The 24,152-nt window shown below is 61.4% G+C and carries 19 protein-coding genes; 3 read left to right on the forward strand and 16 right to left on the reverse strand.

What is annotated here, in order from left to right; genetic code table 11:
- Nucleotides 1-36 precede the first annotated feature (36 nt).
- Both PspCFBP13508_RS12810 and PspCFBP13508_RS12815 read right to left on the reverse strand, forming a co-directional pair.
- Nucleotides 37-1,563, reverse strand: a complete 1,527-nt coding sequence (locus tag PspCFBP13508_RS12810) for an FAD-dependent oxidoreductase (RefSeq protein WP_137214720.1) — start codon at nucleotides 1,561-1,563, stop codon at nucleotides 37-39.
- Between the two features lie 201 nt (nucleotides 1,564-1,764).
- A complete protein-coding gene (locus PspCFBP13508_RS12815; RefSeq protein WP_137214721.1) occupies nucleotides 1,765-3,969 on the reverse strand; it encodes a TonB-dependent siderophore receptor in 2,205 nt (734 codons plus the stop codon).
- A 268-nt stretch (nucleotides 3,970-4,237) separates the two neighbouring features.
- On the opposite strand from PspCFBP13508_RS12815, the gene PspCFBP13508_RS12820 reads away from it, so the two are divergent.
- The gene (locus PspCFBP13508_RS12820; protein WP_130909704.1) at nucleotides 4,238-5,320 is read left to right on the forward strand and encodes a DUF1615 domain-containing protein; all 1,083 of its coding nucleotides are present in this window, start codon (nucleotides 4,238-4,240) and stop codon (nucleotides 5,318-5,320) included.
- 70 nt (nucleotides 5,321-5,390) lie between these two features.
- Here the strand turns inward: PspCFBP13508_RS12820 and PspCFBP13508_RS12825 are convergent, their stop codons facing one another.
- From PspCFBP13508_RS12825 to PspCFBP13508_RS12880, 12 genes are all read right to left on the reverse strand, one after another.
- Nucleotides 5,391-5,792, reverse strand: coding sequence for a hypothetical protein (locus PspCFBP13508_RS12825; protein WP_137214722.1), 402 nt, complete (start codon nucleotides 5,790-5,792; stop codon nucleotides 5,391-5,393).
- A 132-nt stretch (nucleotides 5,793-5,924) separates the two neighbouring features.
- Nucleotides 5,925-6,617, reverse strand: coding sequence for an anti-sigma factor (locus PspCFBP13508_RS12830; RefSeq protein ID WP_016775384.1), 693 nt, complete (start codon nucleotides 6,615-6,617; stop codon nucleotides 5,925-5,927).
- Nucleotides 6,614-7,141: a sigma-70 family RNA polymerase sigma factor gene (locus PspCFBP13508_RS12835; protein WP_130910341.1), complete on the reverse strand. Its 528-nt coding sequence runs from the start codon at nucleotides 7,139-7,141 to the stop codon at nucleotides 6,614-6,616. The genes PspCFBP13508_RS12830 and PspCFBP13508_RS12835 overlap by 4 nt, the downstream gene beginning before the upstream one ends.
- Before the next feature lie 161 nt (nucleotides 7,142-7,302).
- Nucleotides 7,303-7,824 (reverse strand): DUF3455 domain-containing protein, encoded by a 522-nt coding sequence (locus PspCFBP13508_RS12840; protein ID WP_130910342.1) that lies wholly within the window; start codon nucleotides 7,822-7,824, stop codon nucleotides 7,303-7,305.
- A gap of 184 nt (nucleotides 7,825-8,008) precedes the next feature.
- Nucleotides 8,009-9,643: an ABC transporter ATP-binding protein gene (locus tag PspCFBP13508_RS12845; RefSeq protein ID WP_241669516.1), complete on the reverse strand. Its 1,635-nt coding sequence runs from the start codon at nucleotides 9,641-9,643 to the stop codon at nucleotides 8,009-8,011.
- Between the two features lies 1 nt (nucleotide 9,644).
- Nucleotides 9,645-10,667, reverse strand: a complete 1,023-nt coding sequence (locus PspCFBP13508_RS12850; RefSeq protein ID WP_137214724.1) for an ABC transporter permease — start codon at nucleotides 10,665-10,667, stop codon at nucleotides 9,645-9,647.
- A complete protein-coding gene (gene yejB / locus PspCFBP13508_RS12855) occupies nucleotides 10,667-11,731 on the reverse strand; it encodes a microcin C ABC transporter permease YejB (RefSeq protein ID WP_016775380.1) in 1,065 nt (354 codons plus the stop codon). The genes PspCFBP13508_RS12850 and yejB overlap by 1 nt, the downstream gene beginning before the upstream one ends.
- A 1-nt stretch (nucleotide 11,732) precedes the next feature.
- Complete coding sequence (locus PspCFBP13508_RS12860; RefSeq protein ID WP_137214725.1) at nucleotides 11,733-13,598, reverse strand: extracellular solute-binding protein; 1,866 nt, start codon at nucleotides 13,596-13,598, stop codon at nucleotides 11,733-11,735.
- Between the two features lie 227 nt (nucleotides 13,599-13,825).
- Complete coding sequence (locus PspCFBP13508_RS12865; RefSeq protein WP_161984080.1) at nucleotides 13,826-16,537, reverse strand: TonB-dependent receptor; 2,712 nt, start codon at nucleotides 16,535-16,537, stop codon at nucleotides 13,826-13,828.
- Between the two features lie 211 nt (nucleotides 16,538-16,748).
- The gene (locus PspCFBP13508_RS12870) at nucleotides 16,749-17,150 is read right to left on the reverse strand and encodes a biopolymer transporter ExbD (protein WP_016775377.1); all 402 of its coding nucleotides are present in this window, start codon (nucleotides 17,148-17,150) and stop codon (nucleotides 16,749-16,751) included.
- Entirely contained in the window at nucleotides 17,150-17,857 is a 708-nt protein-coding gene (locus PspCFBP13508_RS12875) for a MotA/TolQ/ExbB proton channel family protein (RefSeq protein ID WP_122611220.1), read from the reverse strand. The genes PspCFBP13508_RS12870 and PspCFBP13508_RS12875 overlap by 1 nt, the downstream gene beginning before the upstream one ends.
- Nucleotides 17,858-17,902: 45 nt before the next feature.
- Nucleotides 17,903-18,727, reverse strand: a complete 825-nt coding sequence (locus PspCFBP13508_RS12880) for a TonB family protein (protein ID WP_073471361.1) — start codon at nucleotides 18,725-18,727, stop codon at nucleotides 17,903-17,905.
- A gap of 1,072 nt (nucleotides 18,728-19,799) precedes the next feature.
- Between PspCFBP13508_RS12880 and PspCFBP13508_RS12885 the strand changes: the two genes are divergently transcribed.
- On the forward strand, nucleotides 19,800-20,429 hold the full coding sequence (locus PspCFBP13508_RS12885; protein ID WP_095182125.1) for a glutathione S-transferase N-terminal domain-containing protein: 630 nt from the start codon (nucleotides 19,800-19,802) through the stop codon (nucleotides 20,427-20,429).
- Between the two features lie 121 nt (nucleotides 20,430-20,550).
- On the opposite strand, the gene PspCFBP13508_RS12890 is transcribed toward PspCFBP13508_RS12885, so the two are convergent.
- Nucleotides 20,551-20,991, reverse strand: coding sequence for a CBS domain-containing protein (locus PspCFBP13508_RS12890; protein WP_016775372.1), 441 nt, complete (start codon nucleotides 20,989-20,991; stop codon nucleotides 20,551-20,553).
- Nucleotides 20,992-21,332: 341 nt separating this feature from the next.
- On the opposite strand from PspCFBP13508_RS12890, the gene PspCFBP13508_RS12895 reads away from it, so the two are divergent.
- A complete protein-coding gene (locus tag PspCFBP13508_RS12895; protein ID WP_161984081.1) occupies nucleotides 21,333-23,693 on the forward strand; it encodes a DNA polymerase II in 2,361 nt (786 codons plus the stop codon).
- Here the strand turns inward: PspCFBP13508_RS12895 and PspCFBP13508_RS12900 are convergent.
- Nucleotides 23,658-24,128 carry a DUF1810 domain-containing protein gene (locus PspCFBP13508_RS12900; protein ID WP_137214727.1) on the reverse strand — a complete coding sequence of 157 codons (471 nt, stop codon included), beginning with the start codon at nucleotides 24,126-24,128 and terminating at the stop codon, nucleotides 23,658-23,660. The genes PspCFBP13508_RS12895 and PspCFBP13508_RS12900 overlap by 36 nt on opposite strands.
- Nucleotides 24,129-24,152 lie beyond the last annotated feature (24 nt).

The following is a 24,152-nucleotide window of genomic DNA, read 5'->3' on the forward strand; positions in this document are numbered from 1 at the left end:
CTGTCCGACGAATGGCTGGCCAAGGAAGTGTTAAGGTCACTGAAAAGGCCGGATGCCGTGATCCAGGAAGTAGCGTTCGATCACCTTCGGATCGGCACTGTTGTCGGCAATCGCCACATAGGTATCCGGCCGCAACAGATAAAATCCGTTGCGCCCCAATCCCGCCGTTTCAAACGCCGGGCGCCAGTCGAAGACGTGCAGCGGCAAGTGATGTTCAGCGCACCAGGCGATCATCTCGTCGCTGGTGTCGCCGTACACATGCACCTGCCAGCACGGCTGCCGTAGCGGCTCGAAATTATCTCCTTCGCCATCATGCGCCCACGGCAAGCGGTCGCCGCCGTGCACGTGGCCGGCTTCACCCTGGCTCAGTGGCATGCCGCGATAGTTGAGGGTGACTTGCGAGACCGTGCGAAACAGGAATTCGCGGCTCGCTTCGAACCCGGCCACTTTCGGAAGCAGAAACGGCGCCACGCGCATCCGTAGCAGATCGGCCATGCGACCCTGCGCGGTGACGAAACTGAGGACCTTGTCGGTGGTGGAGACCAGTCGGCGAGCGAAGGCGATGCGCTCGGATTCGTAGGTGTCGAGCAGCCTCGGCTCGGCGCCACCACTGAGCACGGCAGCGAGTTTCCACGCCAGATTGATTGCATCGCCAATGCCCGTGTTCATGCCCTGGCCACCGGCCGGACTGTGTACATGGGCGGCATCGCCGAGCAGAAACGCCCGGCCGCTGCGAAAGTGCTCGGCCACGCGGTGATGCACGCGATAAGTGGAGAACCAGTGCACGTCTTCGATATGCACTTTCAGCTGCTCGATGGCGCGGCTGCTGACGTCGGAAAATTGCAGGGTGTCGGCACGCTCGGCGCGTTCATCACGCACCGTGCCGATCAGCCGCGCACGGCCTTCGCCGGCCAGTGGGAACACCGCGAGAAAGTCCGCTTCGTCCAGATCCAGATGCAGCTCGCCATTCAGTGCCGGGCCGCTGGCCGTGACATCGGCGACGTAGAAAATCTGCTGATAGGTACCGCCAGGGAAGTCGGTGTCGAGGGTTTTGCGCACCACCGAACGGCCGCCGTCGCAACCGGCCAGATAGCAGGCCTGACAGACTTCCAGCTGGCCATCGGGCAAGCGCAGATGGGCGGTGATGGTGTCTCCGTTGTCCGTGAAGCTGTCCAGCGCGGTATTGCGCTCGACGCTGACGCCGTAGTCTTCGAGGCGCTCGAGCAACAGCCGTTCGTGCTCGTCCTGCGGGAAGATCTCGACGAAGGCGTAGGGTGTCAGGCCTTCGCCAATGCGCTTGAGCGGCAGTTGCGCGACCGGTTTGCCGTGAACCCAGAAATTTGCCGCCGCGACCTGATGGCCGCGACGCACGATGGTGTCGGCCAGGTCGAGTTGGCGATACAGCTCGAGGGTGCGTGCCTGCACCGCCAGAGCACGGGAAGTGGTGCCGGGCGCCGAGGTCTTGTCGATGATGCGCACGCGCACGCCGAGTTTGCTCAGCCACAGGGCCAGGACCAGACCGGTCGGGCCGGCGCCGATGATCAGCACGTCGCTGCGATTCATGGGGCTGTCCTCTTGTGGCTGTGCAGCAAGTATGGATCAGGTCGCCAGTTCCGACCTCTTCGCGAGCAGGCTCGCTCCCACAGGGAACGCATTCCAGTGTGGGAGCGAGCCTGCTCGCGAAGCGTCCGGTCAAGCGCCAAAAAAACCAGAAAGGCCCCGCAACCGTGAAGCTGCGGGGCCTTTTTTACGACGCAATCACGCTTAGAAGTCGATCGTCCCCGACAACTTCGCCACCCGTGGTTCGCCCTGGGTCAGGTAGCCGCCCTGAGCCGATTCCCAGTACTTCTTGTTCGCCACGTTCTCGACGCCGAACCGCACGGTCACGTCCTTCTCCGACACCTTGAACGCATAGCGTGCGCCCGCGTCGAAGCGGTTCCACGTCGGCAGGCTGAGGTTGTTCGCTGCGTCGGCGTATTGCCCGCCGGTGCGCAGCATCCGCGCATTCAGCGCAACCCCTTGCAGGCCCGGCACGTCCCAATCCACGCCAGCGTTGAACTGGAAGGTCGGTACGCCGATGGCGTGGTTGCCGTCGTTGGCGCCATTGAGGGTGTTTTTCAGTTCAGTGTCCATCAGGGTCAGGCCGCTGATCAGGCGCAGGCCGTCGATCGGCTCGCCGAACACGTTCATCTCCACGCCTTTGTTGATCTGCTCGCCTTCGCGCACGTAGGTGCAGGTGGTGGCGCTGTTGATTTCGCAGTAGCCGTCGCTTGGCTGTTCGATGCGGTAAACACCGAGGCTCGCACCGTAAGTGCCCATGTCGACTTTCACGCCCAGTTCGGTCTGCTTGGAGCGTTTCGGTGCGTAGACTTCGTTGCCGTTGGTGACGCGGAAACCGCCAGAGCTGGTAGGCGAAGTCGGCCCTTGGGCCAGACCTTCGATATGGTTGGCGTAGAACGACACATGCTCCCACGGTTTGAACACGATGCCGTACACCGGCGTGGTGATCGACTCGTCGTAGCTCGACGAGCGCGGGCCGCTGCCGTAGCTGGCGTAGCTGTAACCCTGCACCACCAGTTGCTGGCGACGCAGACCGGCGGTGACCAGCAGGCGATCATCGAAGAAACCGAGGGTGTCGGAAATTGCCACGCTGCGGTTGAAGGTCTTGCCGACGATGCCCGGATCGTTGAGATCGCCGCCAGAGAAATTGCCGACCGGTGCCGGAGGAGTGATCGGATGGTAAATATTGTTCGAGTAGCGGGTCAGGTCGAAGTCATAAGCACTGCGCTGCTCGGCCCAGATCCCGGTCAGGCCGAAATTCAGCTTGTGGCTGACCGGGCCGGTGTTGAACTTGCCGTTGAGACCGGCCATGACGCTGGTGTTGTCCTCATCATGCGGGACGAACGAGCCAGTGGTGAACGACGCGCCGCTGTTGCCGACCAGCGTGGTCGAGTTGTACCGGCCGACTTCACGGGTGTGCTTGGCGCCACCGGCGGCGTAGGCGGTCCAGTTGTCGTTGAGGTCGTATTCGGCGCGGAGCATGCCGAAGGTGTCTTCGATGTCGGTGTAACCCCATTTCGGCGCGTAGTTGGTGTCCGCCGATGGCGCGTCCGGGATGTGCGTGGCGGTGCCGAGGTTGACCGAGCTGCGGCCACCGTTGACGCGTTCCTTCTGATAGGCAAAGTCACCGGACACCCGCAGCGCATCGCCGCGATAATCCAGACCGATGGCGAACAGTTTCGATCGCTGGTTCTCGTGATCGATGCCGGTGTCGCCTTCGCGCTGCGACAGGTTGACCCGCGCGCCGAAGCGGTTGTCTTCACCGAAACGCTGGCCGATGTCGAAGTGGTGACCGATGCGACCTTCGCTGTTGATGTCGGTGGTGTAACGGCGCAGCGGCACGTCGCCGGCGCGCTTGGGTTGCAGGTTGACGCCGCCGCCGATGCCGGAACCGGTCGGGGTCACGCCGTTGATGAAAGCGTTGGGGCCTTTGAACACTTCCACGCGCTCCAGCGCATCGGTGGAAATGATCTGCCGGGGCAATACGCCGTACAGGCCGTTATAGGAAATATCATCGCCATTGAGCGGCAGGCCGCGAATCATGAAGACCTGCGCCTGGTTGGAGAAGCCCGAGGCCTGGCGCACCGAGGAATCGTTGAGCAGCACATCGGCGACGTTTTCCGCCTGCTGATCCTGGATCAGCTGCTCGGTGTAGGACGCCGCGCTGAACGGCACGTCCATCATGTCCTGATTGCCGAGCACGCCCAACTGGCCGCCGCGCGCGACCTGACCGCCAGCGTAGACCGGGGGCAGGGCGTTGGGCGCAGGCGCCTGGGCATTGACGTTGACGTCGTCGAGCACCAGCGCTTTGCTGTTGTCTTCAGCGGCATGGGCGGTAACGGTCAGGGAGCACAGCAGGGCAAGCAAAGTCGGGCGGAACGGAGCGCCGAGTCGAGCAGAAGCGGGCATGTCGGATACCTGGAGGCGAACGGCCAAAGAAAAAATAAGGGCGGCGCGGAACTCCTTGCGCTAATGCGACTCCAGGCGCGAATGATAGGGTTTCGCAGTAACGTTTTGCAATCAGTTTGTCATCCGTAGGAGCTGCCGAAGGCTGCGATCTTTTTGATCTTAATGTTGACTTTGATCTGCAAAAAGCAAGATCAAAAGATCGCAGCCTGCGGCAGCTCCTACGGGGGTTGTGTATGGTGTTGTGGCTAATTTGATTGGATGGAGCAACATGCGATTACTCATTACTCTCGGCGCTTTGCTGCTGCTCGCCGGTTGCGCCAGCCAGCGCAGCAACGAACCTGCGCCGCGTCCGCCGGCTGAAGTGAAGGCGGAAATCGTTCGGCTGTTGCCGGCGAAAACTGCCGACCGTCAGGGCTGGGCCACGGACATCTACGCCGCGTTCGCCGCACAGGGCATCAACACCACCACGCAGAATCTGTGTTCGGTACTGGCCGTGGCCGAGCAGGAGTCCACTTTCCAGGCCGACCCGACAGTGCCCGGCCTAGGCAAGATCGCCCGCGACGAAATCGACCGCCGCGCCGCCAAGGTGCACATCCCCAGCCTGCTGGTCAGCGGCGCTCTGCAAGTGCGCTCGCCCAACGGCAAGAGCTACAGCGAACGCCTGAACGCTGCGCGCAGTGAAAAAGAGCTGAGCGCGATTTTCGACGATTTCATTGGCATGGTGCCGATGGGTCGCACGTTGTTCGGCGGGTTCAACCCGGTGCACACCGGCGGGCCGATGCAGGTCAGCATCGAATTCGCCGAGGAGCACGCCAAGGATTACCCGTACCCGGTGGACGGCACGATTCGTCGTGAAGTGTTCAGCAGGCGCGGCGGCATGTATTTCGGCATCGCCCATTTGCTCGGTTATCCGGTGAGTTACCGTGAGCCGTTGTATCGTTTCGCCGATTTCAACGCCGGCTGGTACGCCAGCCGCAATGCCGCGTTTCAGAATGCGGTCAGCCGCGCTTCCGGCATCCCGCTGACCCTGGACGGCGACCTGATTCGCTACGACTCGATCATGCCCGGCAGTACCGAACTGGCGGTGCGCACCCTCGGCAAGTCGCTGGGCATGCGCAACCCGACGATTCGCGATCAATTGGAGAAAGGCAAAACCCTGGAATTCGAAGAGACCAAACTCTATCAGCGCGTGTTCGAACTGGCGGAGCGGGCCGAAGGCAAGGCGTTACCGCGTGCGGTATTGCCGGGAATTGTGCTGCAAAGTCCGAAGATCACCCGCAAACTCACCACAGCCTGGTTCGCCAAGCGCGTGGACGAGCGCTACAAGCGCTGCATGGCCAAGGCCGGATAAAACACGCAGACATAAAAAACCCGGCTGCGGGAGCCGGGTTTCTCTGCGGTGTTGCGCTTGCAGTCATGCATCAGGCAACACGGCGTTCGATCAGACGATCAGAACCACCTTCGGCAACACGGCGCTCGATCAGACGATCCGAACCACCTTCAGCAACGCGGCGCTCGATCAGACGATCCGAACCACCTTCAGCAACGCGGCGTTCGATCAGACGATCCGAGCCACCTTCGGCAACACGGCGTTCGATCAGACGATCAGAACCACCTTCAGCAACACGGCGTTCGATCAGACGATCCGAGCCGCCTTCAGCAACACGGCGTTCGATCAGACGATCCGAACCGCCTTCAGCCAGACGGCTTTCGATCAGCTTGTCCGAACCGCCTTCGGCGATCAGGGTGTGCGCCGGGGTGGCGGCGAAAGCGTTAACTGCGAAAACCGAGAAAGCGATGCTGAGAAGAGTCTGGCGTTTCATGATGGTGTGCTCCGGGGTGTTGTTGGTTGGTATGGAGCTGATGTTACGCCCGGAATTTTTTATGAGAACTTCATTACCGTGATGGTGAACATCGACGTCGATGATGGTTGCGGACAACCGCGTAGCAGAGCCTCAGAGCACCTTCACCGCACGCCCGATCGCCTGAATCGGCCCGGTCGGCTTGCCAATCGGCGAGCCATTGGCGCCTTCCAGCGTCAGCTCAAACAGCTGGTTCGGTTGCAACGGCGGCAGTTTGTCCAGCGGCACCGACAACGCCTGCCCCGGCTTGACCAAGCCCAACGACACCGGCCCCGACCAGCCGTCAGCCTTGGTCCAGAACTCCAGCGCCTTGTCCGCCGGCACCTCGACCACCCCTAGCGGAATCAACTGGATCTCCCGGGCATTGCTCGCCTGAATCACCCATCCCGGCGCCTTGTCCTGCGGCGCCACCAGCACCACCAGATAACTCGGTTTCGGCGCAGTCTGCGTCAGCAGCATCGTGCCGAGGATCAATGTCGCCGCCAGCCCGGCCGCGCTCAAGCCGCGCCACAGCGGCAGCAGATTCCACCACGAGGTTAGCGGTTTCTTCACCGTCAGCCGTTCGAGACTGCGTTCGATACGAGGCCATAACTGCGCCGAGGGTTGCTGAGGTTCGGCCAGATCGGTCAGCTCCAGCAGACGTCGCTCCCATGCGTCGACTGCCGCCCGCAACTCAGGATCGTTCGGCAGGCGCCGTTGCACCTCGATGCGCTGCTCGAACGACAAGGTGCCAAGCACGTATTCGCCGGCCAGTTCATCCCGTTCCTGCGCTGATTCGCCGGTCATCCCATGCACTCCCGCAAAGCATTGAGGCTGCGCTTGATCCACGCTTTGACCGTGCCCAGCGGCGTGTCGAGGCGTGCGGAAATCTGCGCGTGGCTGTAACCGTCGACGTAGGCGTGGAGGATGCAGCTGCGCCGCTGCGGTTCCAGTTGCTCGAGGCAGCGATGAATGCGTGCCGAGTGAACATCGACCGCCTCATCAGGCGCCGCTGCCTCATGTTCTTCGCTGAACGGCGTTTCCCGACTTTGCTTGCGCAGCTGATTCAACGCCAGGTGCCGGGTCACGCTGAACATCCAGCCCCGCGCCGAACCCCGCGCCGGGTCGAACCCGGCCGCGCCGTGCCAGATCTTGATGAACGCCTCATGCACAATGTCCTCCGCCAGCGCCGTATCGCGCACCAGCCGCTTGGCCACGCCGAGCAGGCGCGGGCCTTCCTGCACATACAAATCGCGCAAAGCCAAACGCTCGCCCCGGGCACAGGCAGCGAGGCGGGCTTCGTAATCGAAAACGGATTCGGGTAAAGGCATGGGGTGCAATCTAGCTCACATTTCCCAAACATCCAGACGCATTGTTCCCTGTGGGAGCGAGCCTGCTCGCGAATGCGGTGGGTCAGAAAGTAATAAGGCGACTGACACTCCGTCTTCGCGAGCAGGCTCGCTCCCACAGGATTGTGCACTGCTTCCGAATATCAGTTCGCCGCCCAGAAAATATAATCCGCCTGATACTTCACCACTTCCTGCTTGCCCTTGTTCGCCATGGTGCACTCACTGCCCGGCGCGACGCCGCCCTTGAGCGCGACGCGCTGGATGTAGCTGACCCCGGTCATCGCGCCTTTGCCCTCGGCCGGATTGGCCTTGACCAGTTGATAGGGCAGGTTGCCCGGGCTCGACGGTGCCACGGCGAGTTGTGTGCCGGTGACTTTCGAACCGTCCTTGGCTTGCCACGTCGCTGGCGGGCCGAAATAAGTGCCGACCTGTTTGCCGCTGCGATCATTGAGCACCGCTTTCGGGCCGACAAAGGTCCATTCGGTCTGCCCGGCCACATTGGGCTTGTCGCGGCATTCGTAGGTGATCTCGCCAACCCCGGTGGTCTCCAGGGCAATCTTGTGCCCGTCCGGCACCTTGATCGCGTCGGGATAACTGCTCTGGGCGAAGGTGGTCGCGGTGAAAGCGAGCAAACCGGTGAAGCCAATCAGCTGGGTGATGTTCATCCGATGATTCTCCGAAAAGGGTAGGGCGCTGACAGCACCAGAGTGGGCTGTTACAGGGACTACCCGTGGCGGAGGCGATTGGATGCAGTGCCGGAAAAATAAATTTCAAACACCACCGATCAAACCTGTGGGAGCGAGCCTGCTCCGGGCGGCGTTCCGACGAAAGCGTCGGTTCAGTCAGCTCTTATGTGACTGACGCACCGCATTCGCGAGCAGGCTCGCTCCCACAAGGCTCTCTATAAGGCTTGAGGCCCGAGGCTTTCAGTAACTCTTGGGTATACGGATGTTTCGGCGCAGCGAAAATCTCCCGCGACGAGCCTTGTTCAATCACCTTGCCATCCTTGATCACCATCAAGTCATGCGCCAGCGCATGCACCACCGCCAGGTCATGGCTGATGAACAGATAGGTCAGCCCATGCCTGATCTGCAACTGGCGCAACAATTCCACCACTTGCTTCTGCACCGTGCGATCCAGCGCCGACGTCGGTTCGTCGAGCAGGATCAGCGCCGGTTCCAGCACCAGTGCGCGGGCGATGGAGATGCGCTGGCGCTGGCCGCCGGAAAACTCGTGGGGGTAACGATGGCGGCTCTGCGGGTCGAGGCCGACTTCCTCGAGCACGCGAATCACCGCCGCTTCACGCTCGGCCTCGCTGCCGATGCCGTGGGTCAGCAAGCCTTCGGCGATGATCTGCTGCACTGACATGCGCGGGCTGAGGCTGCCGAACGGGTCCTGAAACACCACCTGGATCTGCCGGCGCAACGGGCGCATCAGGCGCTGATTGAGCAGGCTCAACTGCTTGTTGCCGAAACGGATATTGCCCTCTGATTCGACCAGTCGCAGGATCGCCTGGCCCAGCGTCGACTTGCCCGAACCCGATTCGCCGACGATGCCCAACGTCTTGCCGCGTTGCAGGGTGAAACTGACCCCGTCCACCGCTTTGATGTAATCCTGCTGACGGCTGAAGAGTTTTTTCGGCAGGGGAAACCACACCTTCAAATCATCGACTTCCAGCAGGTTGTGCTCGTACTCACTGGGCACTGGCGCGCCGCTCGGTTCAGCCTCGATCAACAAGCGGCTGTAAGGATGTTGCGGCGCTTGGAACAGCGTCTCGCAATCGGCCTGTTCAACGATCTCGCCTTGACGCATAACGCACACGCGCTGAGCGATCCGGCGCACCAGATTGAGGTCGTGGCTGATCAGCAACAGCGACATGCCGAGGCGCTGCTGCAGTTCGATCAGCAGTTCAAGAATCTTCTGCTGTACGGTCACGTCCAGCGCTGTGGTCGGTTCGTCGGCAATCAACAATTCCGGCTCGTTGGCCAGCGCCATGGCGATCATCACCCGTTGCCGCTGACCACCGGAAAGCTGATGCGGATAGGCTTTCAAACGCTGCGACGGCTGGCGAATACCCACCAGCTCGAGCAGCTCCAGAGTCCGCGTGCGGGCGGCGCGGCCCTTGAGGCCCTTGTGGATTTCCAGCACTTCGCTGATCTGTTTTTCCACCGTGTGCAGCGGGTTCAGCGAGGTCATCGGCTCCTGGAAAATCATCGCAATGCGATTGCCGCGCAGACCACGCATCTGCTGTTCGCTGGCGTGCAGCAAATCCACGCCGTTGTAGCGAATCGCGCCGCTGCTGCTGACGTTCTTGCCCGGCAACAGACGCAGAATCGAATGCGCCGTCACCGACTTGCCCGAGCCGGATTCACCGACCAGCGCCAGACACTCGCCACGGCGGATATCCAGGTTCACACCGTGCACCACTTCCTGCCCCGCGAAGGCGACGCGCAGGTCGCGGATCTCGATTAAATGGTCTTGCATGTCAGCTCCTCGGATCAAAGGCATCTCGGCACGCTTCACCGATGAAAACCAGCAAAGACAGGATCAGCGCCAGGGCAAAAAACGCTGTCAGCCCCAGCCACGGTGCCTGCAGATTGCGTTTGGCCTGGCCGATCAGTTCACCCAGCGACGCGGTGCCGGCGGGCATGCCAAAGCCGAGAAAATCCAGCGCGGTCAGGGTGGCGATGGCGCCGGTGAGAATGAACGGCAGGTAGGTGAGGGTGGAAGTCATGGCGTTGGGCAGAATGTGCCGGCGCATCAGTTCGCTGTCGGTCAGGCCCAGCGCGCGCGCGGCTTTGACGTATTCGAGATTGCGCCCACGGAGGAACTCGGCGCGCACCACGTCGACCAGCGCCAGCCAGGAAAACAGCGCCATGATCCCCAGCAACCACCAGAAACTCGGCGAGACGAAGCCGGACAGAATGATCAGCAGATACAGCACCGGCAGCCCCGACCAGATTTCCAGAACGCGCTGCCCGAGCAAGTCGACCCAGCCGCCGTAGTAGCCCTGCATTGCCCCGGCGAGAATGCCGATCAACGCGCTGATGGCGGTGAGGATCAGCGCGAACAGAATCGAGATTCGCGTGCCGAAAATCACCCGCGCCAGAACATCGCGGGCCTGATCATCGGTGCCCAGCCAATTGCTCGATGACGGCGGGCTGGGCGCCGGTTCGGTGAGGTCGTAGTTGACCGTGTCGTAGCTGAACGGGATCGGCGGAAACAGCATCCAGCCGCCCTGATCCTCGATCAGCTTGTGCACGTAACTGCTGGCGTAATCCGGCTGAAACGGCAATTCGCCGCCGAAATCGGTCTCCAGATAATCGCTGAGGATCGGAAAGTAAAAGGCGTCGTGGTAGCGGATCACCAGCGGCTTGTCGTTGGCGATCAACTCGCCACCGAGGCAGATCAGGCACAGGCCGATAAACAGCCACAGTGACCAGCGCCCACGGCGGTTGGCCTTGAATTGCGCGACGCGGCGCTGGCCCAGAGGCGACAGTGTGAACATCAGGCAGTCCTCGCCGAGAAATCGATGCGCGGGTCGAGCAGGGTGTAGCAGAGGTCGCCGATCAGCTTGATCAGCAAACCGAACAGGGTGAACAGAAACAGCGCGCCGAACACCACCGGATAGTCGCGCGATACCGCCGCTTCGTAGCTCATGCGCCCGAGGCCGTCGAGGTTGAAGATGGTTTCAATCAGCAGGGAGCCGGCGAAAAACACTTCGATCAGCGCCGACGGCACACCGGCCACCACCAACAGCATGGCGTTGCGAAACACGTGGCCGTACAGCACGCGGCGCTCGGTCAGGCCCTTGGCTCGTGCGGTGATCACGTACTGCCGGCTGATTTCGTTGAGAAAGCTGTTCTTGGTCAGGATCGTCAGCGTGGCAAAGCCGCCGATCACCAGCGCCGTGACCGGCAGTACGAGGTGCCAGAGGTAGTCGCCGACCTTGCCCAATGTGCTGAGGCTGTCGAAGTTGTCCGACACCAGTCCCTGCACCGGAAACCAGTTGACGTAGCTGCCCCCGGCGAACACCACGATCAACAGAATGGCGAAGAGAAACGCCGGCATGGCATAGCCGACGATGATCGCGGTGCTGCTCCAGACATCGAAGGCGCTACCGTTCCTGATTGCCTTGCGAATGCCCAGCGGAATCGAAATCAGGTAGGTGATCAGCGTCGCCCACAAGCCCAGCGACAGCGACACTGGCAGCTTCTGCACGATCAGGTCGGTGACCTTGGCGCCGCGAAAGAAGCTGTTGCCCAGATCCAGTTGTGCGTAGTTTTTCAGCAGCAACCACAGGCGTTCGTGCAGCGGTTTGTCGAAGCCGTAATGGCGTTTGATTTCCTCGATCAGCGCCGGGTCCAGCCCACGGCTGCTGCGCCCGGCACCGCCGACCGCCGCGACTTCGCCGCCACCGCCCATGCTGTGCCCGCCAAAGCCTTGCAGGCGGGCGATGGCTTGTTCCACCGGCCCGCCGGGCGCGGCTTGCACGATAAGAAAATTCACCACCAGAATGCACAACAGCGTGGGGATGATCAGCAGCAATCGGCGACTCAGATAACGCAGCATGTCACTGGCCTCCCGCAAGCTGAGCGCTCATCTGCTGAGTCGTCAGCGGCCTGGCCGAGACTTCCCACCAGGTGTTGAGGCCTTCGTCATACGAAGGTTGCACGGCGGGCATGCCGAAGCGGTTCTGATACACCGTCGGCGTGCCTTTGGAGTAGTAGTTGGGAATCATGTAGTAACCCCATTGCAGCACCCGGTCGAGGGCGCGGGCGTAATGCACCATGGCTTCGCGGCTGTTGGCCTGGACCAGCCCGTCGAGCAGTTGATCGACCGCTGGATCGGCCAGCACCATCGCGTTCGAGCTGCCGACTTGCGTGGCACTTTGCGAGCCATACAGGCTGTACAACTCGCGGCCCGGGGAGACGATCGGATCGCCACTGCGCGGGAAAGCGCAGACGATCATGTCGTAGTCGCGAGCGTTGAGGCGGTTGATGTATTGCGCTGAATCGATGCGGCGCAGATTGAGCGTGATGCCGATCTGCGCGAGGGTGCGTTTGAACGGCAGCAGCATGCGATCGAAGCCGCCCTGACCATCGAGAAAGGTGAATTCCAGCGGCTCGCCGGCGGCGTTGACCAGACGATTGTTTTTCGCCGTCCAACCGGCTTCGGCGAGCAGTTTCAGCGCTTGCAATTGCTTGTCGCGGATGTAGCCGCTGCCATCGGTTTTCGGCGCTTCATAGACCGTGGTGAACACCTCGTCAGGAACCTTGCCGCGCAACGGTTCGAGGATCTTCAATTCCTCGGCATCGGGCAGGGTGCTGGCGGCCATTTCACTTTTGGGCCAGAAGCTGTTCTGACGCACGTAGAAGCCGCGCATCATCTGTTTGTTGGTCCACTCGAAATCCCAGAGCAGGCTGATCGCCTGACGCACGCGGCGATCCTTGAAGAACGGGTTCTGCAGGTTGAACACAAAACCTTGGGCGGCGGTGGGTTTGTGCGGCGCCAGAATGGCTTTTTGCAAGCGCCCGTCGCGCAGGGCCGGGCTGTCGTAGCCAACCACGTAACCCGAGGAAGAGAACTCGCGGTTGTAGTCGAACGCACCGGCCTGCAGCAGTTGGCGAGCGACGTCGGTGTCGCCGTAGAAATTCACCGTCAGGCTGTCGAAGTTGTACATGCCGCGACTGACCGGCAGGTCCTTGCCCCACCAGTCCGGGTCGCGCTGGAAACTGATGCTGCGCCCGGCGTCGACCTTGCTCACCCGGTACGGCCCGCTGCCCAGCGGTGGCTCGAAGCCGCCGCCATTGGCGAAGTCGCGGGTTTTCCACCAGTGCTCGGGCAGCACGCGCAGCGTCGCCAGATCCAGTGCAAGGGTGCGATTGAGGTTGTTCTTGAAGGTGAAACGGACCTGGCGTGGACCTTCGACCAGCACGTCTTGCACGTCGGCATATTGCTGGCGATAACTCAGGCTGCCCTTGGTCATCAGCAGGTTGAAGGTGTAGCGCACGTCTTCGGCGGTGATGGGCGTGCCGTCGGCGAAGCGTGCCTTGGGGTTGAGGGTGAAGCGCACCCACAAACCCTCCGGATCGCGCTCGATCTGCTGCGCGACCAGAGCGTAAACCGTGTAGGGCTCATCCAGCGAACGAAACGCCAATGGCGAATACACCCAGTCATTGACCTGCACCACGGAAATGCCCTGATCGGCATACGGCGTGATGTAGTTGTACTGACCGATCTCCATCGACGCACGGCTGAGCGAACCGCCCTTGGGCGCGTCGGGGTTAACAAAATCGAAATGCTTGAAGCCGGCCGGATACTTCGGCGCCTCGCCGTACACCGTCAGCGCGTGACTGCCGCCGGCCAGTGCCGAGGTCCCGGCACAGAGCAGCGCACTGCCCAGCAGCAAAGCGGCCATGTTGCGCAAAACATTCATGAAGTCACCCTTGAAATCCCTGAAGGAACCCGGACCCCCGGTGGGAGCGAGCCCTTGTGGCGAGGGGATTTATCCCCGATCGGCTGCGCAGCAGTCGCAAGATCAATGCATGCGGTACTTCTGTTGCTCCGCGTCGGCAGGTCCTGGGGGCGCTTCGCACCCCATCGGGGATAAATCCCCTCACCACAAAGGCTCGCTCCCACAGGGGGGATGCGTTTTATCTCGGGTCAGAAGTGATACGTCATGCGCGCAAACAATGTCCGGCCCAGCGGGTCGGTGTAGCGCGGGTCATAGCCGCTCTGGAAGTTGTAGGCCTGGTTGGAGAACGGCGGGTTGCGGTCGAACACGTTCTTCATCCCGGCATCAACGTCGAGCACTTTGTTGAAGGTGTAACCGGCCGAGAGGTCCCACACCGAATACGACGCCACCCTTGCGTGAGTCTCGCGGTCGTAATCGTTGTAACCGGTGGTGAAGCGGTTGGTCAGCGCTGCTCGCGCCGCACCGAGGCTCCAACTGCCGGTGAGGTTGTGCTTCCAGCGCGCGATCACGCCGTCGCCCTGAAAGTCGCCGACCTTGTCGGTGAACGGGCCTTTGATGGTGCTCTGGAAGTCGTACTCGTCGACATAGGTGCCTTGCAGGCCGAGGCCAAACTGACCGTACGGCGTGTTCGGGAAGCGATAGTCGAGCGACACGTCGACACCGTTGGTTTCGACGATGCCGAGGTTGGCGTTGCCGGTAACGATGTAGTTGAGCGTGCCGTCGGCGTTGCGCACGAAGCGGTCCGGGTAGGATCCGGCCTGATCGAACACGGTGGATTCCGGGAACGGCTGGATCTGGTTGGAGATGTGAATCCACCAGAAATCCAGACCCACCGACAGATTGCTGATCGGTTGGTAGACGAAGCCCAAGGTGACGTTGCGCGCCTTCTCCGGGGCCAGATCCTCGTTGCCGCCAATCTGGTTGAGGAATTGCTGACCGCAATCACGCCCGCCGTTACCGCCCGGTTGCACCACACCGCCGGTACACAGCACCGGATCGTTGTAGAAACCCTGGGTGAAGGTGATGCTGCGCGGCGAATACAGTTCATACAACGAAGGCGCGCGGAAACCTTCGCTGTAGGCGCCACGCACCACCAGCTCTTTGAGCGGCTGATAACGGAACGAATATTTCGGGTTGGTGGTGCTGCCGAAGTCGCTGTATTTGTCGTGGCGCACAGCGGCGGACAATTCAAGGCTGTCGAGCACCGGCACGTTGAGTTCGGCATAGGCGGCCTTGACGCTGCGGTCGCCCTCGACGCTGCCGGCCGGGTCGATGCCGAGGCTCTGGATGTCGCCGGCGAACGACTCGAAGTCCTGATGGAATTTCTCCTTGCGGTACTCGCCGCCCAGCGCCAGACCGGACGGACCTGCGCCGAACCAGTCGCCGATTTCACGGCTGACCCGGCCATCGAAACCGGCAACGCGGCCCACGGCGGTGGAGTAGGCGCCGTGGTACGCGGCGGCATCGATGTACTGCTGGCCGGCAGCGGTCTGCGGGCCGAACGGGTTGAGCAGACCGCTGGCCAGGCCGTCAATCATCGCCTGGTCGCTGACATAACCACTGGTGACGCTGGAGACGATTTTGTTCTGGTTGTACGAGGCGCCGACGTTGTAATCCCAACCACCCACCAGGCCGTCGAAGCTCAGCAGAAAGCGTTGGCTGGTGTTCTGGTCTTTCGATTCACGCGGGCCGGCAGCGGTTTCACGCCAGTTCACATCGACCGGCTGCGTCGGGTCTAGGGCGAAATCGGTCGGCGCCGGGGTGATGCCGTTGCCGGGGTAGTACGGCGAGGAAGAATCCAGACTCAGGCCGGTCAGTGGCGCCGGGCCGACGGCGACGGCGTTGTTGTTGCGCGACCAGAAATATTCAAGGTTGGCGTTGTGATCATCGCCGAGCTTGGCAGTGGTCTTGCCGAAGAACGAGGTCTTCTCGGTTTGCGGCACCAGGTCGATGAATTCACGGGTGCTGAAGCGGCACAAGCCGTCGCGGGCGATCAGGTTGGGGCCGTTGCAATTGCTGTTGGCCAACGGGTTGGTGGCGTTGCCGTTCTGGCTGTAGTTGCCGGGGAACGCGGTGCCGGAGGTCTGATCGAGACCGCGACCGGGCGCGTAGTCGGTGGCGAAGGAGCGGTCGTTGGCGTCGAGGTTCTGCTGCTTGTTGTAGTTGAACACGCCGAGGACGTTGAAGCGGTCTTCTTCCAGATCGCCGTAGCCCCAACTGGCGCTCATGTCCTTGGTCGCGCCGCCACCGCTGTGGGTCGGCGTTTCGCCACCGAGGGTCAACGCGCCGTCGGTAAGGGATTTCTTGGTGATGAAGTTGATCACACCGCCGATGGCGTCGGTGCCGTACAGGGCCGAGGCGCCGTCGCGCAGCACTTCCACGCGTTCGATGGCGGCGAACGGGATCATGTTCAGGTCCACCGCGCCGCCGGCCGAGTTGGTCCCCGACAGGGCGTTGTTGGCCAGGCGGCGACCATTGAGCAGCACCAGCGTCTTGTTCGCACCGATGCCGCGCATGTCGGCAAACGACGCACCGCCCGTTGCCGCGCCGACGGAGCCGGCGCTGTTGTTGATCGACTGGCTGCCGGTGATGCGCTGCACCAGTTCGGCGGTGGTGGTCACGCCCTGTTTGCGCAGCTCCTCGGCCTTGAGAATGGTGATCGGCACCGCCGTTTCCGCATCGACCCGGCGAATCGCCGACCCGGTCACTTCGACCCGTTGCAGTTGCGTGGTCGGCGCCGCCACGACAGCGGCTGCCGGCGTGGCGCTGTTGTCGTCCTCGGCCGCTTGCACGGTCCCGGCGCCCATCCCCATGGCCACCAGATACAGCGGAACGAAACGGTGGCGAGACATCGTTGCCACCAAAGGTTTGAGCGTGAAGCGTGGAGTGTTCATCAGCATGGTTGTTTCCGATTTTCAGACGTTATCGAATTGGCCTTGTGAGCCGCTCATTGCTCCGCTTCCGGTGATACCGCGCGCGGAAAACCACTTTCTTCAAGCAAGCCGATCCCCTCCGAAGACGCGTAGCGTTTTTTCGGTCGGCCGGGTGCGACGGGATTTCTTTTTTCAGCGGTGCCGGGCGGATGCTTTCAACAGCCGCCCGGCACCGTCGTCAGTGGGTGGTCATCACCGAAATCTTGCTGATGCCGGAGCGTTCGATCGATGCCATGGCCTTGGCCACCTGGCCGTAATTGACGGCGGCATCGGCCTGCAATTGCACACGGACTTCGGCGTCCTTGGCCTTGACCTCCTTGAGGCTGGCCTCGAGGGATTCCGGGGCCAGTTCGGTCTTGGCCAGATAGAACTTGCCGTCCTGATCGACGCTGACCACCACCGGGTCTTTCTTTTCGGCAGGGGCGACGGCGTCGGTTTTCGGCAGGTTGACCTTGATCGCGTTGGTCATCAGCGGCGCGGTGACAATGAACACCACCAGCAGCACGAGCATCACGTCGACCAGCGGCGTGACGTTCATTTCGCTGAGCACTTCATCGCTGTCTTGAGTGGAGAATGACATCAGCTGGCCTCCCGCACGGCGTTGGTGCTTTTGCTGGCAATGGCCTGGCGGCTGATGGAAAACGCACTGCGCGAGGCGAGGGCGTCGAAGTCGTGGGCGAAGTCGTCCATGTCCGCCGAGGCGAGTTTCAGCCGGCGCAGGAAGAAGTTGTAGATCAGCACTGCCGGCACCGCGACGGCGATGCCCACGCCCGTAGCGATCAGTGCGTGGCCGATGGGGCCGGCGACCGCTTCAAGGCTGGCCGAGCCGGTTTCGCCAATGCTTTGCAGGGCTTCCATGATTCCCCACACGGTGCCGAACAGGCCAATGAACGGCGCGGTGCTGCCGATGCTGGCGAGGATCGCCTGGCCGTTTTCCAGCGAGCGACGTTCCTTCTGGATCTGCTGGCGCAGGTTGCGTTCCAGGCGATCGGAACGGTTGATGGTGTGCGCCAGTTGCTGCGTGGTGCGCGGCGACTCTTCGACCAGCAGGGCTTCGAAACCGCTGCTGGCGATGCGCGCCAGCGAGCCTGGATACTGGCTGGCGTGTTCGGCGGCGGTGAGCAGGTCCGGCGCGCTCCAGAAGGCTTTGGTGAACTGTTTGTTCTGCGCTTTCTGGCGCAGGTACTGGGCCGACTTGACCAGCAGGATCGCCCAACTGACCACGGAAAACAGCACCAGGCCCCAGAGCACACCGGGGACAATCATCGAAGACAGTGAATCGTTCATGGCTACACCTCGCTTGCGTTAATCAGTAATGAGTCGGTTGCGCCGTCATTGCGGCAATTTGAAATCGATGGTCTGGGTGGCGAAGCCGTCGATCGGCGTATCACCGCGCTTGGCCGGAATGAACTTCCAGTTCTTCACCGCCGCGACGGCCGCCTCATCCAGTTGCGGCTTGCCGCTGGACTTGGTCACCGTCACGCTGCCGGCACGGCCGTTGGCCAGCACCTGAATGCGCAGCACCACGCTGCCTTCCCAGTTGCGGCGTAGCGCCAGCGACGGGTATTCCGGCGGCGGGTTGCCGAGGCTGGCCAGGCCGGAAATCGCCGCCGATTCCTTGACCGGAGCGGGCGCAGCAGGTGGTGCCGGTGGTGCGCTCGGTGTTGTCGGCGCCGCAGGTGCGGCAGGTTGCGCCGGGGCCGGCGGCGCTTTCGGTGGCTCAACCTTTTTCACTGGTTTTGGCTTCTCGACCGGTTTCGGTTTTTCGATTGGCTTGGGCTTCTCCACCGGTTTGGGCGGCGGCTTGACCGCGTCCTCGTCCTCCACCGGCTGCTCGGGTTCCGGCGGCGGTGGAGGCGGGGGCGGCGGTGGTGGTTCCGGTGTCGGTGGGGCCGGAGGCGTCGGGCTGGTCAGCTCGACGGTCATTTCCGGGATTTCCGGCGGCGTCGGCAGTGGCTCCGGCCGCGCCTGATGAAAGAACCACCACGCGCCGCCGTGTATCAGCGCCGACACGGCGATCAGCAAGAGCATCTGTGGTTTGTTCAACCCGCCGGGTCGTGACGTGTTGGCTGTAAACGCCGGCCTGCCCGTTGCCGGCGGGACCGGCGCTTGCTGCAACGGCCCCGGCAGGGTTTTGTGCTTTACCGCATCGTTCATTAAAGCTCCCTCGGGTCAGATGAAGGGCAATAAGGTGCCGTCCGAACATATGGCTGATGTTCGAGTGAGTGGGTGCAACTTTCTTCAAGGTGTGCGCGAGCCGATAGTTGAACTATCTGTTTAAACGGCCTCGAACAAACTTAGTGGCTTAGTAGCATCTATATCGATTGTTCATTATCCATTCCGTGGCTTGTTGTTGTGTGGAGACGTGAGCTGTCTCAGGTTTGTTACAGTTTGCAACAGGTGTGCCAGATGTTGCTGAGACGGGTTGAACGCATATCTTCGGTGTTACTGATGTCGCATTTATATAAGTTTCAAGTTCGCATACGGTTTATTCGGCGCGAAGCGGTCCTCAAGTCCTCGCAGAAGGGCTTTTTCCAGAGCGAGTCAGAGGGAACGCTGTATCACGCCAATCGGCGGGATAGAGCGGCTGCTCGGTGATCAGGCTCAGCACCTATCGGTGCGTAGCGAATCGATTTGGTGCAGGTCAGTCATTCAGCGGTTCACAGGACATGTTCCTTATTTTGATTCTGGAGTATTGGTTAACTGCATCACATTCGGGCGTGCGCTTTTGGTGCAACTTCAATGACGGAAAGTCATTGTTCGACAATCTTGTTGTTGTGCCTTTTATTAATTGCCGTATTTAAAAAATAAATAACACTTGGCGCCCGGCGATCGCTCTATCGCCAGGCACGCAAAGTGTGCATTGGGTTTCAGGTAATAAAGGAGAAACGCGCCAGGCTGAATAGGCTCGGCTGAACTTGGGGCTGGATTTGCGAGTGAGTGGGGTATGTCGTACGGCGGAGCATTTGAAGATTCACAGGTGAACTCCTTATTGCCAGCTCGGACAGGCGAACTTTTGGTTCGCTGTCGCACCTTACAAGAACGCGGATAGCGTTCGATGAATGCTCTTGGTGCGGGATGGGCACCGCCAGCGCTGATTGGCGAAGGTTGATTTCGCAAGTCGGCAGTGCATGGGAAAAACGTGCCAATCACGACACATTTGCAGAATTTTCTACGTCAGGCCAGCCAGCCATCTACCCTGTGCAAAGGCCTTATCGGGGGAACGGACATGTACCAGCTCTACGGGCACAAGAATTCCGGCGCGGCCGCCATAGAGGCGGCACTGGAGTTGTGCCAGATCGCCTATCGCTTCATTGATACCGAAGCCAGCGCCGAGGCCGACGAGGCGCTGGGCAAACTCAATCCGTTGAAACAGATACCGACCCTGCAACTGCCGGACGGCAGCGCCATGACCGAAAGTGCGGCGATCCTGATTCACCTGGGCCTGACGTTTCCCAAGTCCGGCCTGCTGCCGAGCAAGGCAGCCGATCGTGATCAGGCGATTCGCGGCCTCGCCTATATCGTCAGCAATTGCTACGCGGCGGTCGGCATCATCGATTACCCCGAGCGCTGGCTGAGCACGCCCGACGAGAGCGCACGGCAAAACCTGATCGCCGGCACCCGCCAGCGCCTGCATTTCAGTTGGGAGGTATTTGCCGATCAGTTTTCCGGGGAGCTGTATCTGGATGATGAAACGCCCGGCGCATTGGATGTGCTGGCGGCCGTGGTGAGCCGCTGGGCCGGCAGCCGCGAACACCTGCGCCAGACCCGCCCGGGCTTTTATGCTTGGCTGCAAAGGATCGACCGACACCCGGTGCTGGCACCGGTGTTTGAGCGGCATTGGCCGTCTCAAGGCTGACCGATACATGAATGTGGGAGCGAGCCTGCTCGCGAAAGCGGTCTGTCAGTCAAAGATGTGTCGACTGACCTGGCGCATTCGCGAGCAGGCTCGCTCCCACAAGGGGATCACGGCGGTGGGCTCATTCGCCGCGAATGTACTGCTCCAGCTGTTTGATCAGCTCGGCCTGTTCGGCAATCGCTTCCTTCACCAGGTCGCCGATCGACAACAGGCCGATCAACTGGCCGTCCTCGACCACCGGTAAGTGGCGCAGGCGTTTGTCCGACATGATGCCCAGGCAGGTGTCGACGGTTTGTCGGGTATCCACGGTAATCACGTCCTTGACCATGATGTCGCGCACTGGCGTACCGACCGAAGAGCGCCCGTGCAGCACCAGTTTGCGTGCATAGTCACGCTCGCTGATGATGCCGACCACTTTGTCGTCTTCGACCACCAGCAAGGCGCCGACGTTTTTCTCGGCCATCTTCATCAGCGCTTCGAGCACCATGTGATCGGGTTTGATCTGGTGCACTTCCTGATTTTTCTGATCTTTGAGCTTGAGCAGTTGGGCGACGGTCTTCATGGCGGTTACTCAGGTGTTGTCGTTGTTCATCAAGCATCGTAGACGCAGCCGCGCAGAGCAAGGTGGCAAAGCGGCAGTTAGCGTGCAAAAAACGCCATTTGCCGGAAAAAACTTCTTTGTATCGGTGAATGAAGCATCTGTGGCGAGGGGATTTATCCCCGCTGGCCGCGAAGCGGCCCCGCTTTTAATGAAAGGGCCTGCTGCGCAGGCCAACGGGGATGAATCCCCTCGCCACAGATAAATCCCTCTTGCCACAGATAAATCCCTGTTGCCGCAGATAAATCCCTTGCCACAAATGCTGCGTAGAATGGCGTTCTGATTGAAACGTTGAGGTCGCAGTGGTGGATTTACAGCAGGGCTTCGTCCTGACCCGGCATTGGCGCGATACGCCGGCCGGCACCGAAGTCGAGTTCTGGCTGGCGACGGACGCCGGGCCGCGCCGCGTGCGTCTGGCGCATCAGCCGTCGGTCGCATTTATTCCCGCCGCACAGCGAGAAGCAGCCGAGCGTCTGCTGCACGATGAAAAGAATGTAGAGCTGCGACCGTTGGCCTTGCTCGATTTTCAGCATCGTCCGGTGCTCGGTCTGTATTGCCAGCAGCACGGCCAGTTGATGCGCCTCGAAACCGCGCTCAACCGCGCCGGCGTCGACGTCTTTGAAGCCGACGTGCGCCCGCCGGAACGCTATCTGATGGAGCGCTTCATCACCGCGCCGGTGCTGTTTGGCGGCACCCCGGATGCTGACGGCGTACTGATCAACGCCCAGCTGAAACCCGACCCCGGTTACCGGCCTAAACTGCGCCTGGTCTCGCTCGACATCGAAACTACCGAAAACGGCGAGCTGTATTCCATCGCGCTGGAAGGCTGTGGCGAGCGCCAGGTGTACATGCTCGGCATGCCGAATGGCGATGCCAGCATTGTCGATTTCGACCTCGAGTACTGCGACTCGCGCACGCTCATTCTGAAGAAGCTCAACGACTGGTTCGCCCGCCATGACCCTGACGCGATCATTGGCTGGAACGTTGTGCAGTTCGACCTGCGCATCCTCCACGAACACGCCCGGCGCCTCGGCGTGCCGCTGAAAATCGGCCGTGGCGGCGAAGAGATGCAATGGCGCGAGCACGGCAGCCGCAATCATTATTTCGCCTCGGCAGCGGGGCGGCTGATCATCGATGGCATCGAGTCGTTGCGTTCGGCGACCTGGAGTTTTCCCTCGTTCAGCCTGGAAAACGTTGCGCAGACGCTGCTCGGCGAAGGCAAGGCGATCAACAATCCGTACCAGCGCATGGACGAGATCAACCGCATGTTCGCCGAGGACAAGCCTGCGCTGGCCAAATACAACCTCAAGGACTGCGAACTGGTCACGCGAATCTTCGCCAAGACCGAACTGCTGACGTTTTTGCTCGAACGCGCCAGCGTTACCGGTTTGCCGGCCGACCGCAGCGGCGGTTCGGTCGCCGCGTTTACCCATTTGTACATGCCATTGATGCACCGTCAGGGCTTCGTTGCGCCAAATCTGGGCACCAATCCACCGCAGGCCAGCCCCGGCGGTTTCGTTATGGATTCACGGCCGGGGCTGTACGAATCGGTGTTGGTCCTCGATTACAAAAGCCTCTACCCGTCGATCATTCGCACCTTTCTGATCGACCCGGTGGGCTTGATCGAGGGCCTGCAACACCCGGACGACGCTGACTCGGTAGCGGGTTTTCGTGGCGCACGCTTCTCGCGCACCCGCCATTGTCTGCCGTCCATCGTGGCGCGGGTGGCCGAAGGGCGCGAAACCGCCAAGCGCGAGCACAATGCGCCGCTGTCCCAGGCGTTGAAAATCATCATGAACGCCTTCTACGGTGTGCTCGGCTCCAGCGGTTGCCGTTTTTTCGATACCCGGCTGGCCTCGTCGATCACCTTGCGCGGCCACGAAATCATGTTGCGCACTCGCCAGTTGATCGAAGAGCAGGGCCACGCCGTCATTTACGGCGACACCGATTCAACCTTCGTCTGGCTGCGCAGTCTGCATGGTCAGGAAGAAGCAGCGCAGATCGGCCATGCGCTGGTCAAGCACGTCAACGATTGGTGGCGCGCCCATGTGTGCGAGGAATACGGGCTGGAAAGCGCGCTGGAATTACAGTTCGAGATTCACTACAAGCGCTTCCTGATGCCGACGATTCGCGGCGCGGAGGAGGGCAGCAAGAAGCGCTACGCCGGCCTCGTCACTCGCGCCGATGGCAGCGAGGAAATGGTCTACAAAGGCCTGGAAACCGTGCGCACCGACTGGTCGCTGCTGGCGCGGCAGTTTCAGCAAGAGCTGTATGAGCGGATTTTTCAGCGCAAGCCGTATCAGGATTATGTGCGCGATTACGTGCGCAAGACCCTCGCCGGCGAGTTCGACGATCGGCTGATCTACCGCAAACGTCTGCGCCGCACCCTCGACGATTACGAACGCAACGTACCGCCGCACGTCCGCGCGGCGCGGCTCGCCGACGAATACAACGCCGAGCAGGGGCGGCCCCGGCAGTATCAGAACGGCGGCTGGATCAGCTACGTCATCACCCTGGCCGGCCCGGAGCCGCTGGAAGTACGCCGCGCCGCCATCGACTACGACCATTACATCACGCGACAGCTGCAACCGGTGGCGGACGCGATTCTGCCGTTTGTCGACGACGACTTCTCAACTCTGATCGGTGGGCAACTGGGCCTGTTTTGAGTCGAGCAGTTGCAGCGTCCACTCATCGAGGATGCCGTGGAAGTACCGCTCCAGCGCCTGATGGAACAGACTGTCCTCGGCGCTGAACTGGGCGAACAGGGTCATCGAAGAATGAAATTTCAGGTCATCGGGATGGCCGAAAATGTCTGCAATCGAGCGCTGCGGCACATTCAGCACCAGTTGCGTGCAGGTGCGCACTCTCGCCCCGAGCAGTTCATTGGCCAGATAGGCCTGGGCTTCCTCGGCTGAACCAATCGCAAAGCGCCGGGCCATTTCGCTGCCGCCCAATCCGGCGAACTGCGGGAAGACGAACCACATCCAGTGGCTGCGCTTGCGGCCCGTCTCGAGTTCACGCTGGACCCGTTCGAACACCGGGTCCTGTGCCTGGACAAAACGTTGCAGGTTGTACGGGTCGTGCAGATCTGTGCTTCTCATGGCGAAGCCCTCGCAGTCGGCAGC

Origin of the sequence: Pseudomonas sp. CFBP13508 (assembly GCF_005233515.1) — a bacterium.
Classification (GTDB): Bacteria; Pseudomonadota; Gammaproteobacteria; order Pseudomonadales; family Pseudomonadaceae; genus Aquipseudomonas; species Aquipseudomonas mercuritolerans.